We start from the raw sequence: 16,090 nt of genomic DNA on the forward strand, positions 1-16,090 counted from the left end.
AGCATATATTCCTAAAAACCACGACTACCTGGATTTTCATTTTTGTAATCAGAAGCATCACTTTTTAATCGTTCAATTAATGAATCTAATTCTGTGCTCGTTATCATAAAAAGCATCCTAAATTATTCTATTATTACAACGGATTTTTTAAAGAAAGTAACAATTTTATTTACCACAACAAGGTTTCTGTTTTTTTATAGTGGTACGTTTTACTATCGCCTCTTCCCACTCATGATTACATTCTTCACAAAACCACCATACAACCATTTTTGAATTAGCAATATATCCGTAAGAGTCTCTTTTATTTTTTGTAGGATGCCATTGCTTTGCTAAATGTGGATAGTGATTACCAAAGCTTTCTTCTGGTAACACGCGCGTCTTTGAGCAGTACGGACAACCTTCACCATGATGAGTACGTCTATTAATTCCCATTTCCCAGATATGCTGTTCATCCCTCGTGCACTGCCATATCACTTTTTTCCCTGATTTAGGTGCCAACTGCCATGGGTCTACGCCCTCATTCAATTTCGAATGTAACTCTGAGAGCAATTTGGGATGTAGGGCTGCAAAGCTCTCTTCTGGCAACACACGTTTTTTGGCACAATAAGGGCACCCTTCTCCTCTTATACGATACCAAACGGGCATATCCCAGATATGGTTCTTTTTCTTTTTACAGCGCCACCATACTTTTTTCATAGATTTTAAGAATGGATCATCAGGATTAATTCCGTTATTTTGTTCATAACACCATTCGTCCATAAGTTTAGGATATCGAGAAGCAAATCCATTTTCAAAGTATGTTCTTGCACCCGCACAATATATACAAGTTGTTTTTCTATTCACTCGATAGGCAATACTCGTTTTCCATACGTGCTGTGTATTGTTTCGACACATCCAATACACAGTTTTTTTGGAGTTTGGTAAAACATCGTTTTGCGTTAAATCTCCATTTAATGTCGGATGCCATTCTGCCGCAATTTCTGGATATTTACTCTGTAATGAAGATAATTGATTTAAGATTTTGTTTCGGCAAACTGGACAGTCTTTGTCTTTTCTTCCTGTTCTTTTAGCTATTTCCTCTTTCCATTCATATCCACATGAACAAATCCACCAAGCTTGAACATCTGATCCATATGTAATACCGTATGGAAGGGCTCCTTTATTTAATTTTGGATGCCATTGCACTGCTATATCAGGGTGTGTTGTAAAAATGGAGTTGCAAATCGGACAATTTCTCCCTCCGTTTTTTCTTTGTTTCACAGGCGCTTCCCACTCATGTCCTTGCTTACATTGCCACCATACAATCTTGTGAGAATTAGCAGAAATATGGTTCTTTCCCCATGCCCATCAACTTAAGCATTTTTACTACCCCCAAATACAAAAAAACGTTATTCTTTCTTAATAGACTATAAGGAAGGGTGACGTTTTTTTATGAATCGCTCGATTCAAGAGGAGTTACAGCCATTTGCAGAAGAATTACAGCGCTATATCACACCTGATTTTTTGGAAAAACTCGCAAGAGAGATGAAATTTGTAAAGAGAAAACGCAAATTTTCAGGATCAGATTTAGCTACTATTTGTGTTTGGATTAGCCAAAGAGTGGCCAGTGATCCTTTAGTCCGATTATGTAGTAGGCTTCACGCAGTTACAGGTACTGTACTTAGCCCCGAGGGCTTAAATAAACGCTTTAATGAAAAATCAGTGTTATTTTTAAAGCATATTTTCTCTTTGTTGTTACAACAAAAAATCTGTGAGCAAACTCATATTTCTAATCATCTTTATAATTATTTTAAACGTATTCGTATCATGGATGCCACCATGTTTCAAGTGCCTAATACTTTAGAACATATCTATCCTGGTTCAGGTGGTTGTGCGCAAACAGCTGGGATTAAAATTCAATTAGAATATGATTTACATAGTGGACAATTTCTGAATTTCCAAGTGGGGCCTGGAAAAAATAATGATAAAACATTCGGAACGGAATGTTTAGATACGTTACGACCAGGAGATTTATGTATTCGTGATTTAGGGTATTTTTCATTAGAGGACTTAGATCAAATGGATCAACGTGGGACCTATTATATTTCTCGATTAAAGTTAAATACGAATGTATATGTAAAAAATCCAAACCCAGAATACTTTAAAAATGGGGACATCAAAAAACAAACAGAATATATGAAAGTCAATTTAGAAATGATGGTGGGACGCTTGTTACCTGGTGAAACTTATGAAGTAGGTAATGTTTATGTTGGAGATCAAAAAGTTTTGTTTGCCCGATTGGTCCTGTATCGTCTAACAGAACAGCAATTACGAGAACGACAGAAAAAACAAATAGAAAGTGAAAAGAAAAAAGGAAAACCGTATTCACAAAAAAGCAAAATATTATCTGGGCTAAATGTATATGTAACCAACACTCCGTGGGAGTGGGTTTCGATGAAGCAAGTCCATGAACTCTACTCCTTACGTTGGCAGATTGAAATTGTTTTTAAAACGTGGAAATCATTATTTGATATTGATCATTGTCGCACTGTCAAACGAGAACGAATAGAGTGCCATTTATATGGGAAACTGATTGCTATTTTCTTATGTTCTTCTACGATGTTTAAAATGCGTCAACTGTTGTTACAGAAGAAGCAAAAGGAATTAAGTGAATATAAAGCGATTGGAATGATTCAAGATCATCTATTTCTTCTCTATCAAGCTATACAGAAAGACACCCAAGAGATAACAAAGCTTTTAATCCGCCTGTTCCACCTTCTAGAGAAAAACGGGCGGAAATCTCATCGATACGAGAAGAAAACCGTCTTTGATATCATGGGTGTTATCTATGAGTATAGTGGATGTTGCAAGCAAAAGAAAGTTGCATAAGAAAAAAATGAAACCCGTTAGGGGTTATTTGGCGTGCTGAAATTTAATAACTGGCTCCCTTGTGGGGAAAGTTTAAGTTCAAATGAACAAAAGTTAATATTGTGTCTATCCTTAAGTTGATGGGCATGGGTTCTTTCCCGTATTAGTTGAAATTGATATAATGACATATAAAATAGGGAAAAGGTATGGGGGATATTCGATGGAAAATATTTTAAGTGTATTAGATTCTAACATTCAATATGTAAAACATGAATTTATCGACGATCAAATTGTTTTTCAAGCTAAAACAAAATATATAAAAGCTATATGCCCATATTGTATGATGGAATCAGACAAAGTACATTCAAAATACTATCGAGTTTTTCAAGATCTTCCTGTTTCAAATTTTGAAACCCTTATTCATCTAGAGCTGCCTAAATTTTTTTGTATAAACGCTAGCTGCTCTTATACGACTTTTAGCATGCCACTTCCTTATATCGAGCCGAAGGCACGCAAAACAAAGCGTTTACAAAAGGAAATTTTGGCTCTTTCTTTAGAAATGAGTTCGATTAACTCTGCTAAAAGGCTCCATCAACAGAAAATTAAAATTAGTAAAAGCACCATTTGCCGTTGGATTAAAAAAAAGAAATCATAATCGATAAAAGTAATATTACCAAGGTCTGTATTGATGATTTCGCTATTAAAAAAGGGCATCGATATGGAACGATTATGGTAAATATTGAAACGCATAAAATCGTCGATTTAATCCCTTCTAGGGATTTAGAAGATGTGACTGTCTGGTTGAAAACATTTCCCCATCTAGAAATCGTTTCTAGAGACGGTTCTGTCACTTTTCGAAATGCAATTACAGCGGCACACCCTACAGCTATTCAAGTTAATGACCGCTTTCATTTAGTAAAAAACGTAATGGATTATATAAAAAAATATTTTCAACGATTACTACCTACTTCTATACAAATTAATAGCCCATTAGTGGACGAAATAAATCCAGCTTACTCTTTGCTTACCAGAAAAGAAAAAATTGTGATCGCGCAAAAATTACAGAAAAAAAAGATACCTATTTCTAGGATTGCAAAAGAATTAGCAATGGACATTCGTACGCTTCAAAAGTATATTCATCTGCCTAAACATCAATTGTCTACTCTTTTCATGACTAAATTTGAAAGGGAAAGATTTGAAAACATACAACGAAAAAAGCAGATAATCAAACAGGTGAAAAAACTTCATTCCGAAGGAATGAGTATCAGAAAAATTGCTGTATACGTACATTTAGATCGACGAACGGTACGAAGGTATATAAAGGAAAATTTACGAACAATCAGTGTACAAACCCGTTCTGGTCGAACTACAAAAATCAATTCTTATTTGGAGCACATGATTACATATATGCAAAAAGGATACTCCTCAAAGAAAATTCATGATCATTTAGTTTTGCAAGGATACACAGGCAGTGTTTCTACAACTCGTTACCATATCCGATTGCTCAAGAAGCAACAGAACATCAAGAAACCATTTTTTCATTCTATTCCTAGACAAAAAATTATTAGATTGATCTTTAATCCAGCAGGGGATCCTGCATTGAAGAGTCAACAGATAGAAGAAATTTTTGAGCTTTATCCATCTGTTCAGGAATTGTTAACTTTGCTATACCAGTTTCAAACTATACTGGCAGAAAAACAGTATGAAAAATTGTCTGAATGGATACTTAAAGCAGAAAAACTTTCTATTCCAGAAGTAGACTCCTTCCTACATGGAATAAAACGAGATTTTGAGTCTGTACTCCATGCTTGTAAATATCCCTATAGTAATGGTTTAGCGGAAGGCAGTGTGAATAAAACAAAGCTCATCAAACGGATTATGTATGGCAGGAATAATTTTGATATTTTGCGAAAAAAGATTCTATTACGAGAGTTCAACTAATACGGGAAAGAACCAATTTTCATTGACAATCTACAGGCTTCGAACAAGAGATGGCAGGAAGTCATCTTAATTGTTCGGCATATGTAAAGTGTTACCGGAGAATTTCTCATAATCACTTCACCATTAATCGAATGTACGTTCTGTGTATGAATGTATGTTCTGTATATAATGGATATATATCGAAATGGAGGTGAAACGAAGGATGATCAATAAAGCGTATAAATTTCGTATCTGTCCAAATAAAGCACAAACAATCCTGATCAATAAAACGATTGGTTGTTCTCGTTTTGTATTCAATCACTTCCTATCTCTACGGAGTAATGCATACAAAGAAACAGGAAAAGGTTTGACATATGGTACATGCTCTGCCAAACTTCCTGCAATGAAGAAAGAGTGTGTTTGGCTAAAAGAAGTGGATAGTATTGCTATTCAATCGTCTGTTCGCAACCTTGCGGATGCTTATACACGCTTTTTTAAAAAACAAAACAGTGCCCCGCGTTTCAAATCTAAAAAGAATAACGTACAATCTTATACCACAAAACAAACAAATGAAAACATTGCTGTTGTGGGAAACAAAATGAAATTGTCGAAACTAGGTCTTGTTCGATTTGCCAAAAGTTGTGAAGTAAAGGGACGTATTTTAAATGCTACGGTTAGACGGAACCCTTCTGGCAGATACTTTGTGTCATTGTTAGTTGAAACAGAAGTGCAAGAACTTCCGAAAACACATTTTTATATTGGAATGGATGTAGGATTAAAAGATTTCGCCATTTTATCAGATGGAACAATCTATAAAAATCCTAAATTTTTCGCTCATTGGAAGAGAAGTTGGCAAAAGCACAGCGTGTTCTTTCTAGAAGAATGAAAGGATCTTCTCGCTGGAATAAACAACGAGTAAGGGTCGCTAGAATTCATGAATACATAGCTCATGCTAGAAAAGATTACTTGTACAAAATCTCAACTGAAATCATCAAAAACCACGATGTTATCGGTATAGAAGATTTGCAAATATCGAATATGTTAAAAAATCATAAGTTAGCAAAAGCGATTAGTGAAGTATCTTGGTCACAATTTAAAACGTTGCTAGAATACAAGGCAAAATGGTATGGAAAACAAGTCATTCCGGTATCCAAAACATTTGCTTCAAGCCAATTATGTTCTTGTTGTGGGTATCAAAATAAAGACGTTAAGAATCTAAATCTTCGTGAATGGAATTGTCCTGCGTGCAATAATCATCACGATAGAGATAGTAACGCAAGTATCAATCTTAAAAATGAAGCTTTAAGGCTTCTAACCGTAGGAACTACGAGGATAGCCTAATGAATTAGAAGCCACTAGGCTTCTGTACTTAGGAATCTCCCACTTCAAACAAACAGTCCGTAAGGACGTTAAGTGGTGAGTAGTTCAATCTATATGTTTTTGATAGTCCCTTTTTTCGGAGGATGAGAAAAGAAAAAATACTTGTTGTTTTGTTTTTGAAGGTCTTATCTTTATATACATTACGGTACTTGAAATTATATGGTTTTTTCTGCACATACCCCTATTTCTGGAGGCTAATTCCCTAATCATTTTTTGGCGGGGTACAACCGAGATCCGTGTAAAAATAAGTCATGGATTTCCTTTCTTCCAACTATAACCCGTTTCTTTTATAGAGGTATTTCGTTTTCTGTAATAATACCATTACATCTAAAAATAACCATTTCGAAAATCTATTATAGGCTTTAATCTTATTGGGGTAGGACCAAAATCACCTAACAAATCGATATTTTTCCACAAAAAAGTATCATAGAGTTAGATACAACCAAATATAGAAATATTTTAGGGAATTTGATTACCAATCTTGTACTTCAATTTTTTTTCCTGGCTGGCAAAAAAAGAGCATCTCCAAATCAAAATACACCAAATATAAGGAGTTGATTTAGCTAAAAACAGGGAAAACACCTTGGTAGACCCAAGCAGAAATTACAACAGTGGAAGCAATGAAGAAAGCGAATGTATTATCGGTGGGTTCAAAATTTACTTTATTGTTGCACCAAAATAGCTAAAAAGTTTTCTTGTGCGATCCTGGTGTCGCCGCGAAATAGTATTTTGCGCCTTGATATAAATAATCAGTGTTTGCTAATGCAGCTGTACGCCAATACCAAGATTTAGAATCTGACTTAAGATCGGAGTTTTGTCCTACAACACTAGATAATCCTTTTCCGGGTTCCATTGTATAGTCAGATTGTATTTGATATACAGCTGTAGCATAGTCATTATATGGGTAGTCAGGGTTATCTACTCTTCCTATTGAAAACCCTACTAGTTCACTAACTTGCTTCGTTACGGTAACTGTATGCTGATAACTAGCCGTTAAACTTCCACTTAGCTCGGTACTAACATCTACAATACCTGGAATACCCGCTTTCAAACCTATTTTCCATCCAATTGTTGCTGCCATTCCAAACATATTTGCTGTTGCGATACCAGAAGTTCGAGTTTCGTTAAAAGTGAATGTAGCTGCATTATCCTGTATAGCCGGTTTAACCAGTTGATATCGTGTCTCTCGTTTTACTTTGGTTGTTCCATCCTAGATAGCTCCGTATACTTCATTTAAACCAAGCGAAGTATGTGATACGGCGTCATTTGAATCTACAATCAGCGATACATCTGCTGGATTATAATCACCATCTCGAATTGTCCCGTCTGGTTGTTTTTCAATGAAATATCCTATTTCAGGAAAATTTTGTGCATCAATAGGTAGAAACACATGATGAGTTGCCCCTACATAGCCACCATTGGTCGTATTAGGAACTAATTGGAAATAAATAACATTTCCTATATTTGTAGATTCACCATATACAGTTCCATGATCAGGAACAGGATCGTATGGATTGGGTGAAAGTTTTGGTAGGTCCGGCTCAATATCGCCAGCAGTATCGAACTTGGTAAGTTTATTTTTGTACACAGGAGTCATCTTACCATTTTCCATTAGGTAACCTTGAATCTCCCCTTATTGTGGTGAAACCGCTGTTTTTTGTGTTTCCGCTGCAAAGGATGTCACAGGCGCAATTGCTGACATACCTAACATACTTGTAAGCGGTACCACAACTGCTAATTTTTTATAGTGTTTTTTCAAGTTAAAACCCTCCGTTTCTATATGTATGGATACAGTAAGTTCTAAGTAGCTCACTGCCACCAGTATACTAGACTAGAATTTTACTAAGCTATAACGATAATGGACCTTTAAAAAGGACATTATTAGATTGCACGTTAAGGAATTTTTTACAAATAACAGAACAATCTATAGTCTTCCCTCGTTCTATAATAGCCTCTGTACCTTTTAATTGACGCTCATATTCTCTTGCGAATTCCAGCGTTATACATAAAATTACGACAAAATAAACAGGGATCCGATTGCTTAGGATAAGGTTGTTTAATCGGTTTTGTATAATAACTCAGTGGTATCTTGATTGCATCTAAATTTGAACGAATAGATTCCCATTCAATGATATCTTCATTTTCAATATCCGAAGGATGTACTTTTACTGGTTTGCCAAAATCCTTCATTCGAAATAAAGCATGTTCTATTTGTTTCTTAATTATATTTCTTTGGTCTCCCTTCTTTAAAAAATGTCACAGAATGACTCTTCTGTGACGAAAATATATTATATAAGGTACTAATTTAACATTCAGAAAATAACGAAATTAATGATTTACTCGAAGATGCAGGTTCTACCTCTAGTTCAAAGTAGATTCAATTTATCTAACATTTTTGTTCGAGAGGCGCTTATATACAATAATGTGTTATGTATATTAGAATGACCGGCTATATGTTCAGCAAACATACGCTACTCATTATCCTAATTGGTACGCCTTGGTTTTGATATCAAGGCGTACTTTTTGTTAAGGTCTTTGTAAAGGGGCTAAAAAGATTGCATGGTGTTCATTTTGTCATTTGTTTTAGAAAAAGAAAGTTATATAAAATATAACGATTAGATGTTGAATAGGTTTATAATATGTTTTCTGCCACTTCAATTCCAAGTAACGATCGTACATGTTCTATATGATTTGCGATTGTAACTGAGGCTGAACCAGCAAATAATAATCCAATGGCAACGCCATCATTTGTCGTGATTAAAGAGCCAGAATCTCCTCCGGAAGAAAGGTTTGTTGTAACAATTTGATCTCGAAACCGTGCAACCCTACCACTTCCATAATTCACATCTACAGTCGCGTTTACTGCAGTTATGACACCATGTGTATGATTTGTGGTCCTTCCCACTTTCATGACACGTGTACCGACAGTAACATTTTGTTTTCGTCGCCAGCCCTGCACAGAACCAATCCAATGAATCGAACGATCTATCTGATGAAAAGGTGCTTCTGCAATTGCGGCATCCGCGAGATTGTTTTGATTTTCAAGTGGTACTTGCGAAGAAAAGGTAATTGGGATAAATCTTGATAATGTTGCAATCCGATCTGCTGGATCACTTCCCCCATCGATTGGGCCGGGTTGTAAAATAGGATCGCCTATGTTCGCATTATTACTATTCGCTAATACATGATTATTACTTAGTATATAGTATCGACTTGGGATACCGTATCCATGTGCTGGCGGATTCGTAGAACCATTCGGTAATATATCATATACGCAAGTCGCAATCGTACCTGCCGTCACATTTCGATGGGCAATACTATAACCACCTTTTGCTGGGCGAACTCGAGTAGAAAGAGCCTGTGTATCAAATTGTAATGTTTGTTGAGTCCCAGCAAATAGATACCCTGTTTGAATGACATCCGTTTTGATTCCCTTGATTTCTTTTGGAATAACTTGATTCGTTTCTAATGTTTCAACAGGTAGTTTTTGATCTACAAAGACAAGTAAAGAAGGTGTCCCTGTCATAACCCCGTTTATCTGTTGAATACCGGCTCCAACACCTGTTACATTCCGAAACTGTAAGAAATCATCCTCTACACTTTGTTGTATTTTTTGAATGTCTTGTTGTTCCTGAATCGTCAACATCTTTGCATTTGAATATTTCCCCATAGAACTCTCCCCCTTATCCCATGTAATGATTTGTAATGGTCCCCACTTCTACAATGTTCGTTGGATATGTTTCTAATTGTATCGGTATTTGTTCCGCTGCTTTTAATTGAGAACGTGGTACTTTTTTTGAAACAAATACTTGAATCACGTCTTTTCCTTGTACAAATCCCATTCCTACTCCTACAACATAAGGTAAACGCAATAAATCTGTTTCATATTTGCGCACAACTTTTTCTAATTCCATCGGACCACTCCTTCTCATTTAACATTAGATTCATCTTCGATGGTTTCTTAAAAATGGTGTATAGCACCACTATAAATATTTAGCTATGCTCCTGTGTTTTCCTTCTTGAAGTATGCATGAAAATCGAGTAGAGGGAGAATAAAATAATTTATTCTCGCCCCTCTCACACCACCGTACATACGGTTCCGTATACGGCGGTTCAGTTTATATTACAGTGTGAACTTTTAGATAGCGTTCTAGAGAAGAAGGGCCTCCCCTCTTCTTTAGTCTTTGATTTGAGATTGCTCTTTGAACAACTTTCGATAATCCTATATATCGGTAGCCCTTTCGACAGAAGGTTAATCCTTTTGCTTCTTCCTCCGGAATCCCTAATTGAACAAGTGATTTGATTTGTTTCTTCGGTACTTTCCATTGCTTCCAGATGATCACTCTAATTCTGGAGCGGAGCTTCTTATCTACTTGCTTCATAACGCCTTTCATATTTGCACTCCTGAAGTAATTTACCCATCCAAATATAACTTGTTTTAGTTTCAATATTCGATAGTCTAACGGTACACTCCAGTTTCGCTTTGTCAGTTTTCGACGCTTTCTTTGAAATTTCTGTACTGAGATTGGGTATGGCTTCGTTTGATATCTCTTATCCTTAGGGTTGTAATAACATCCAAACCCTAAGAATTTTAAATCTTCTGGCCGAGAGATGTTACTCTTTTCTGTAGTAACTATCAAACCTAAGTTCTTTTCTATGAATCTCACTATTGATTTCATCACTCTGCTCGCTGCTTTCTCACTCCTCACAAAGATAAGAGCGTCATCAGCGTATCTCACAAATTGAAGTCCTCTACCCTCGAGTTCCTTATCTAGTTCGTTCAACATAATGTTACTCAGTAAAGGGCTGAGATTGCCTCCTTGCGGAGTTCCGACTGGTGTTTCTTCATATTTTCCATTCACCATAACTCCACTGACTAGATACTTTCTTATGAGAGAAATGACGTCTCCATCATGTATTGTGTTAGATATAATTCGCATCAATTTATCGTGATGAACTGTATCAAAGAATCTCTCCAAATCAATATCTACTATCCAATCATGTCCGTTGTTTAGAAATTCCAAGCTTTTAACAACTGCCATCTCACAACTTCTTTTTGGTCTAAAACCGTAACTGAATTCACTGAACTGCTTCTCAAATATCGGGCTGAGTATTTGATGAATGGCTTGTTGAACGACTCTATCCACTACTGTTGGTATTCCCAGCTTGCGCATCTTGCCATTTTCTTTTGGGATTTCCACTCTTAAGACAGCTTGTGGTTGGTATTTTCTTGTTCTAATGCGCTGACGTAGCTCGTCCTTGTTTTCTTTCAGATATAGTTTAAGTTCGTCGACTGTTACACCATCCACTCCACTTGCACCTTTGTTTTTATAAACGCGTAAGTAGGCTCCATTCATATTTTTGTTGCTTAAAATTGTTTCTAAGAGTTCCACACTCGTTTCTCCTTTCCCTTCACGTAGTAAGTGACACCTTCATTTTGATTATCCTTTGAGATACGCTCATACTTTCGTCATTAACATATTCGGAGTACGTCACATACGCATTCATGGCGTTGAAACACTATAAACTGTTCAGCCCTTTATGAATTTGTTCCATTACTATGGCTTCGGCTGACTTCTTGCGGTTAACCCTTTTCGACTGTACTCTTAGTACATCCGCAAGATCTCCCAGGGTAAGACAACTATCTTTCCTCTTTTACTCGCCTGATTTACTCTACAAAGTTACGCACATCTTTTGGATTTTAACTTGTCTTGGAGTCTCATCCCTTTATAGAGCCTTCGTATCAGATTTCTGTTCGTCGAGCCAAGATTTTATTCCACGCTTCCTCCAGCCCTTACCTCACGGTAAGTACCTTGCGCTTCCTTAGTGGTTGGTCGATGCGTACCCCCACAGTGGACTTTCACCACCTAGATAGTTGCCATGCCTGGCACACAAGAAAAAAGAGATTTTCTATAGAAAATCCCTCTAAAAAACGTATATCTTTTGTGAAAAACAAACATGAAAAATATGAAAATTTATCATTTGAACGCTTCTTCATGACTTACATGTTTTTATGAAAAATTCTTCCTGTCTGAGTCTGTTTCTGCAGATTGTCCAGAAAGTGTCGCACATTCTTGAAATGCAAAGTGTTTACAGCCCTTACATTGGGATGTCTCTTATTTTTGTAGTGCGAAGTGTATCGCTAATCCTGAACGTGTAAAAAAGTACTGTTCTCCAATTCTTTCGTATAACCTTGTTTGATGAAATATTTCTTTCGGTTGATGTTGGACGCCTGAAATCAAAAGGGGTCCTTTTTGATTATTCGTTGTATAGCTTCGGTGGTTATCTTTCTTACTTTTGAACTTTGAAAATCCAACGAATTTATCACAAAAAAAATTAGCGTATGCCTTATTTAGATTCATTTGGGAATTTGCTAAAGCCAAGCTATCAACTTCTTTTAGAAAAGGAAAATCAATTTTATATTGTATTGTGCTGGTGTAGGATATTTGATGGATGTATCTATGCGTTTTTGTGATTCTTGATAAGAATGAATTCTATCTGAAAGCATTTTGTTATATACAAAACGAACGCAACCAAATGTTTTTGCGAAAAATAATCGTTGTTCATCATTCGGATAGATACGATACTGATATGCCTTATTTACTAACATCAATTGCACCTCACTTTTTCATAGGGTATCTACAGTATACAAAAAAATGTAGGCTTACACCCACCGAAATTCAGCTTCCACCTACCGTTGGACTATCGCCCTTCTCACTCTTTATATACAATCTAAAAGTTCCGGAAGAAAAGAAACAGATAATATTTTTAATTACAAATAGAATTTTTCATAGTTTTTCACTAATTGATAAAAATATTGATTATTAATGTTACAAATTCTCATAGCCATTAAAGTGGAAATTTCTTTATTTTTCCATTTAATGTATATTTCTGAGAAGTTTGGAGGGAATTTATGATTTGGTTTATTTATAGAGACATGAGAGGGTTGATTTTCTTCTTCTTCTTTTGATAACCAATATAGAAATTGTAAAATACAATCATGATACAGTTTTAAATTTGTATTTTCTTGAAATATAGGAAATCCTAAAACAAAAACAGATATTTCCATTTTTTCAATTAAGTAAATCCATTCTTGTAAAATCATTGTTTTTGTCTCTCCTAAATCACTTAAAGAGGAAATATACAATATATCCTTTTTTCTTAAAATTCTTTTTAATAATGTATATTGTTCTTTAGAAAATTGATTTGGAATGTTTATATCAATAAATAAATCTAATTCATCTTGTATATATTGTTTCATTTGTTCATTTTTCATTTGAGGGTATATGTTATTAACACGCATATATCCATACTTTCTTGTATTCAAATTCAAAACACCTCTTATGTTGAAATTTGTATTTATTTACATTATATTCTCTATATAGCCAATGTAAATAATGTGAATGTCTAAAAAATACAAGAAAATAACTTTGTTAACTATTTGATAAAATGTACGTTTATTGAAGAAATACTTGATTTTTTGTCCATATCTAAATAAATTCACCGTATGGGTTAATGTGAGAGTAAATCATAGGTACAAGTGTCCAATAATCTTCTGTGTCCAAACGATTTTTTCATTCATCTTCGCTGAGTATTTGTTGGAGGATTAAAGTATTCATATATATGATGCAGTTTTGAATTAATTGTAAGCTTAACATGACAACCTCTTGTTCTTCGAGCTCATTACGATGTATTTCCCCTCTTTGGCCATGAAAAATAAAGTCACTTGCTGAATGCCAATTTTCAACCGTATTCAATCCAGAATGGATTTCTTTCCTTAATGATTCCGAAGCTAAATAATCACACAAAAACATTGTTTTAATCAATTTTCCTAATTCTTGAAACGCTAAAAACATAGGATGAGAGCTATTCTTAGAGAATTGTTTCAAAATGGCCTCTGTATCAGCAGTCGTTACTCGTAGCGCCGCAGCATACTTAATCATTTCGTTATATTACCTCTTAATTAAGTCCTAATTAAGAGCTCGTTTCACAATGACAGAGGACAAAATTTCTACAACTGATTATTTTTTAAAACAAGCGCTCTATTAGTTATAATAGTGGGATATAAGAAGAAAATCCCAACAATTAATGCCGTATTTTTAATAAATCCATTCCCAAAAATCAAATTAAAGGCTATTGCAGCAACTAAAGCGCCTACACCTACGTCTAAGAAAACAATCCCTTTTAAATGACCATTGCTAATATAATACCACCATCTACATATTCCATCTCTTCGCTTTCAATCTCTACATAGGCTATAAGGGTACGTCACATGCCCATCAACTTAAAACCTTTGACTACCCCCAAATACAAAAACGTTATTCTTTCTTAAGAATCTATGAGAAAACAAAAGAAAGAAGCATAATTTTTAAAAATGTTACCCATTCTCAGATTATTATTAAGTCTGCTTATAAGAAAAACCGGGAAAACCACCCGGTCCTTTTTCGTCTAGCGAAAATCCGATAAATTGTACATAATCCCATCAATCCCTGTGTAATCCTGCGGATACATATCTTCACCACATCGTTCACAGGAAAACCTAGGCGGAACAATCGAATCTCCTACATCCATGATATCAAATCTTCTTACCACAGAATCGGGAATATTTTCTGTTTGAGCACAGCCTACACAAACATACTGTACATAGCTAATTCGCTTATGTCCAACTGTGTTTTTCTTCTTTTTCTTTTTTCGATGTTTGCTTACTGGCGAAATAATCAATCACCCTCTTTAAATAATTTCGCGTATTTTGGCATAAAGCTACTTTTATTTTCCATTCTCTGCTTTCTAGGCAGACTTCCCCCTTGTATTCATAAAATGATTCACATTTTGGACAAAGAAGAGGATCTTTTTTTCCACTCGCGATAACTCGTTCCCTCCACGTCTGACGACGTAGTGTTTTTTTCACTTTTATTATCCAACGTCTGGCTTTCTTTTGCCATTCATTTAATAGTTTTTTACATAATGTTTTAATTCGACGTGCATACATGCCATAATGACGAATCATTTTGAATTGCTCATCTGGAATATGACGAATTAATCGAGAAATAAACTCTTCTACAGATATCGTTTCTACTTTTTTCCTCCCATCTAATTTGTCCGTATATGTAAAAGAAACAGATTGCCCATCATATTCCTCGATCCGGTTCAACCCAATAGCAGGTCGACGAATATAGCGGCCAATATACCGAAGTTGTTTTTTTACGTTTCCTTTCTGTTTCGGAGCGTGTACATAGAAGCCTTTCCCATTATCAGAAAATGCTTTTTGAAGTTTCGATTGAATTGGCTTTTTTTCTGCCACCGTGAGCTCTTTTCGAATCAGTTTTAACACGATGGTTTGCCACTGTTTCCGAAGCATCTCAAACGGAAGAAAATCATACCCTTTCCACTCTCCAATCTTTGTCATCCCACCCATTGTAACAAGTATATGAACATGCGGATTAAAATTAATTCTAGTGCCGAAGGTGTGAAGACCTACGATAATACCGGGTGTTACCTTAATTTTCTTTTGAAAATAATCCACCAACAGCCTTGCGGCCTCATCCATAAAAATCTTTAATAAATGGCGGTGCAAAAGAAAAATATCTCGAAGTCCTTCATCTACGGTAAAAATAACATGACGATGATTCACCTGAAGTACGTCTTCTGAAAGAAGTCTACTCCATTCTTCACTTTCTCCTACAGAACAAGTTGTACAAAATCGTCCTTTACAACGATAAGGAACTTTTCGAACATGATGACACCCTTCACATACAAACAATTTAAATCCATTTTCAGGGTCTCCACACCCTCTAAATTTTTCAATTTCTTTCAAAACAACTGGACGGATCCTCGCTCCATATTTATCTTTAAATCGTTCCCAATGATTATGTTCATCAAAGAAAATACGTTTTAATATATTTGCTTCCATAACTAAAAAATATCACAATCTAGCGCATTATGG

At 35.4% G+C, this 16,090-nt stretch carries 13 protein-coding genes and 2 pseudogenes; 4 read left to right on the top strand and 11 right to left on the bottom strand.

Translation table 11 applies throughout. The features are described 5' to 3' along the window. Positions 1-165: 165 nt before the first annotated feature. Positions 166-1,326, bottom strand: a complete 1,161-nt coding sequence (locus tag MHI28_RS32285) for a zinc-ribbon domain-containing protein (protein ID WP_340828802.1) — start codon at positions 1,324-1,326, stop codon at positions 166-168. 105 nt (positions 1,327-1,431) lie between these two features. Here MHI28_RS32285 and MHI28_RS32290 point away from each other — a divergent pair, with 105 nt between their 5' ends. The 4 genes and pseudogenes from MHI28_RS32290 (at position 1,432) to tnpB (ending at position 6,108) form a co-directional block, all read left to right on the top strand. Next, complete coding sequence (locus tag MHI28_RS32290) at positions 1,432-2,868, top strand: IS4 family transposase (RefSeq protein WP_340828013.1); 1,437 nt, start codon at positions 1,432-1,434, stop codon at positions 2,866-2,868. Positions 2,869-3,067: 199 nt separating this feature from the next. Then, positions 3,068-3,502, top strand: a complete 435-nt coding sequence (locus MHI28_RS32295; protein ID WP_075717486.1) for a transposase family protein — start codon at positions 3,068-3,070, stop codon at positions 3,500-3,502. A gap of 14 nt (positions 3,503-3,516) precedes the next feature. Next, the gene (locus MHI28_RS32300; RefSeq protein ID WP_269800728.1) at positions 3,517-4,788 is read left to right on the top strand and encodes an ISL3 family transposase; all 1,272 of its coding nucleotides are present in this window, start codon (positions 3,517-3,519) and stop codon (positions 4,786-4,788) included. A 202-nt stretch (positions 4,789-4,990) separates the two neighbouring features. Then, positions 4,991-6,108: pseudogene (gene tnpB / locus MHI28_RS32305) on the top strand (IS200/IS605 family element RNA-guided endonuclease TnpB). A gap of 721 nt (positions 6,109-6,829) precedes the next feature. On the opposite strand, the gene MHI28_RS32310 reads toward tnpB, so the two are convergent. The 10 genes and pseudogenes from MHI28_RS32310 to MHI28_RS32355 all read right to left on the bottom strand — a co-directional run bounded on the left by MHI28_RS32310 (position 6,830) and on the right by MHI28_RS32355 (position 16,057). Further along, entirely contained in the window at positions 6,830-7,228 is a 399-nt protein-coding gene (locus MHI28_RS32310; protein WP_340828620.1) for a hypothetical protein, read from the bottom strand. 129 nt (positions 7,229-7,357) lie between these two features. Then, a complete protein-coding gene (locus tag MHI28_RS32315) occupies positions 7,358-7,759 on the bottom strand; it encodes a hypothetical protein (RefSeq protein WP_340828622.1) in 402 nt (133 codons plus the stop codon). A gap of 21 nt (positions 7,760-7,780) precedes the next feature. Further along, a complete protein-coding gene (locus tag MHI28_RS32320) occupies positions 7,781-7,906 on the bottom strand; it encodes a hypothetical protein (protein WP_340828623.1) in 126 nt (41 codons plus the stop codon). Between the two features lie 873 nt (positions 7,907-8,779). Continuing rightward, complete coding sequence (locus MHI28_RS32325) at positions 8,780-9,817, bottom strand: hypothetical protein (protein ID WP_340828625.1); 1,038 nt, start codon at positions 9,815-9,817, stop codon at positions 8,780-8,782. Positions 9,818-9,830: 13 nt separating this feature from the next. Then, complete coding sequence (locus tag MHI28_RS32330) at positions 9,831-10,061, bottom strand: hypothetical protein (RefSeq protein WP_340828626.1); 231 nt, start codon at positions 10,059-10,061, stop codon at positions 9,831-9,833. A gap of 204 nt (positions 10,062-10,265) precedes the next feature. Beyond that, entirely contained in the window at positions 10,266-11,540 is a 1,275-nt protein-coding gene (gene ltrA / locus MHI28_RS32335) for a group II intron reverse transcriptase/maturase (RefSeq protein WP_340828627.1), read from the bottom strand. 837 nt (positions 11,541-12,377) lie between these two features. Beyond that, a pseudogene (locus tag MHI28_RS32340) lies at positions 12,378-12,757 on the bottom strand (helix-turn-helix domain-containing protein); the annotation flags it as partial. A 162-nt stretch (positions 12,758-12,919) separates the two neighbouring features. Further along, positions 12,920-13,474 (bottom strand): hypothetical protein, encoded by a 555-nt coding sequence (locus MHI28_RS32345; protein ID WP_340828629.1) that lies wholly within the window; start codon positions 13,472-13,474, stop codon positions 12,920-12,922. 247 nt (positions 13,475-13,721) lie between these two features. Then, positions 13,722-14,090, bottom strand: a complete 369-nt coding sequence (locus MHI28_RS32350) for a Tn3 family transposase (RefSeq protein WP_340828630.1) — start codon at positions 14,088-14,090, stop codon at positions 13,722-13,724. 713 nt (positions 14,091-14,803) lie between these two features. Then, positions 14,804-16,057 carry an IS91 family transposase gene (locus tag MHI28_RS32355; protein ID WP_100910182.1) on the bottom strand — a complete coding sequence of 418 codons (1,254 nt, stop codon included), beginning with the start codon at positions 16,055-16,057 and terminating at the stop codon, positions 14,804-14,806. Positions 16,058-16,090 lie beyond the last annotated feature (33 nt).

Source organism: Bacillus sp. FSL K6-0268 (assembly GCF_038005425.1).
Lineage (GTDB): Bacteria > Bacillota > Bacilli > Bacillales > Bacillaceae_G > Bacillus_A > Bacillus_A thuringiensis_S.

Excerpts from the sequence above, each read along its gene's own strand:
- MHI28_RS32290 (WP_340828013.1), top strand. The coding sequence starts at position 1,432 with ATGAATCGCTCGATTCAAGAGGAGTTACAGCCATTTGCAGAAGAATTA.
- MHI28_RS32295 (WP_075717486.1), top strand. The coding sequence starts at position 3,068 with ATGGAAAATATTTTAAGTGTATTAGATTCTAACATTCAATATGTAAAA.
- MHI28_RS32310 (WP_340828620.1), bottom strand. The coding sequence starts at position 7,228 with ATGGCAGCAACAATTGGATGGAAAATAGGTTTGAAAGCGGGTATTCCA.
- MHI28_RS32315 (WP_340828622.1), bottom strand. The coding sequence starts at position 7,759 with ATGGAAAATGGTAAGATGACTCCTGTGTACAAAAATAAACTTACCAAG.
- MHI28_RS32325 (WP_340828625.1), bottom strand. The coding sequence starts at position 9,817 with ATGGGGAAATATTCAAATGCAAAGATGTTGACGATTCAGGAACAACAA.
- MHI28_RS32330 (WP_340828626.1), bottom strand. The coding sequence starts at position 10,061 with ATGGAATTAGAAAAAGTTGTGCGCAAATATGAAACAGATTTATTGCGT.
- MHI28_RS32350 (WP_340828630.1), bottom strand. The coding sequence starts at position 14,090 with ATGATTAAGTATGCTGCGGCGCTACGAGTAACGACTGCTGATACAGAG.
- MHI28_RS32355 (WP_100910182.1), bottom strand. The coding sequence starts at position 16,057 with ATGGAAGCAAATATATTAAAACGTATTTTCTTTGATGAACATAATCAT.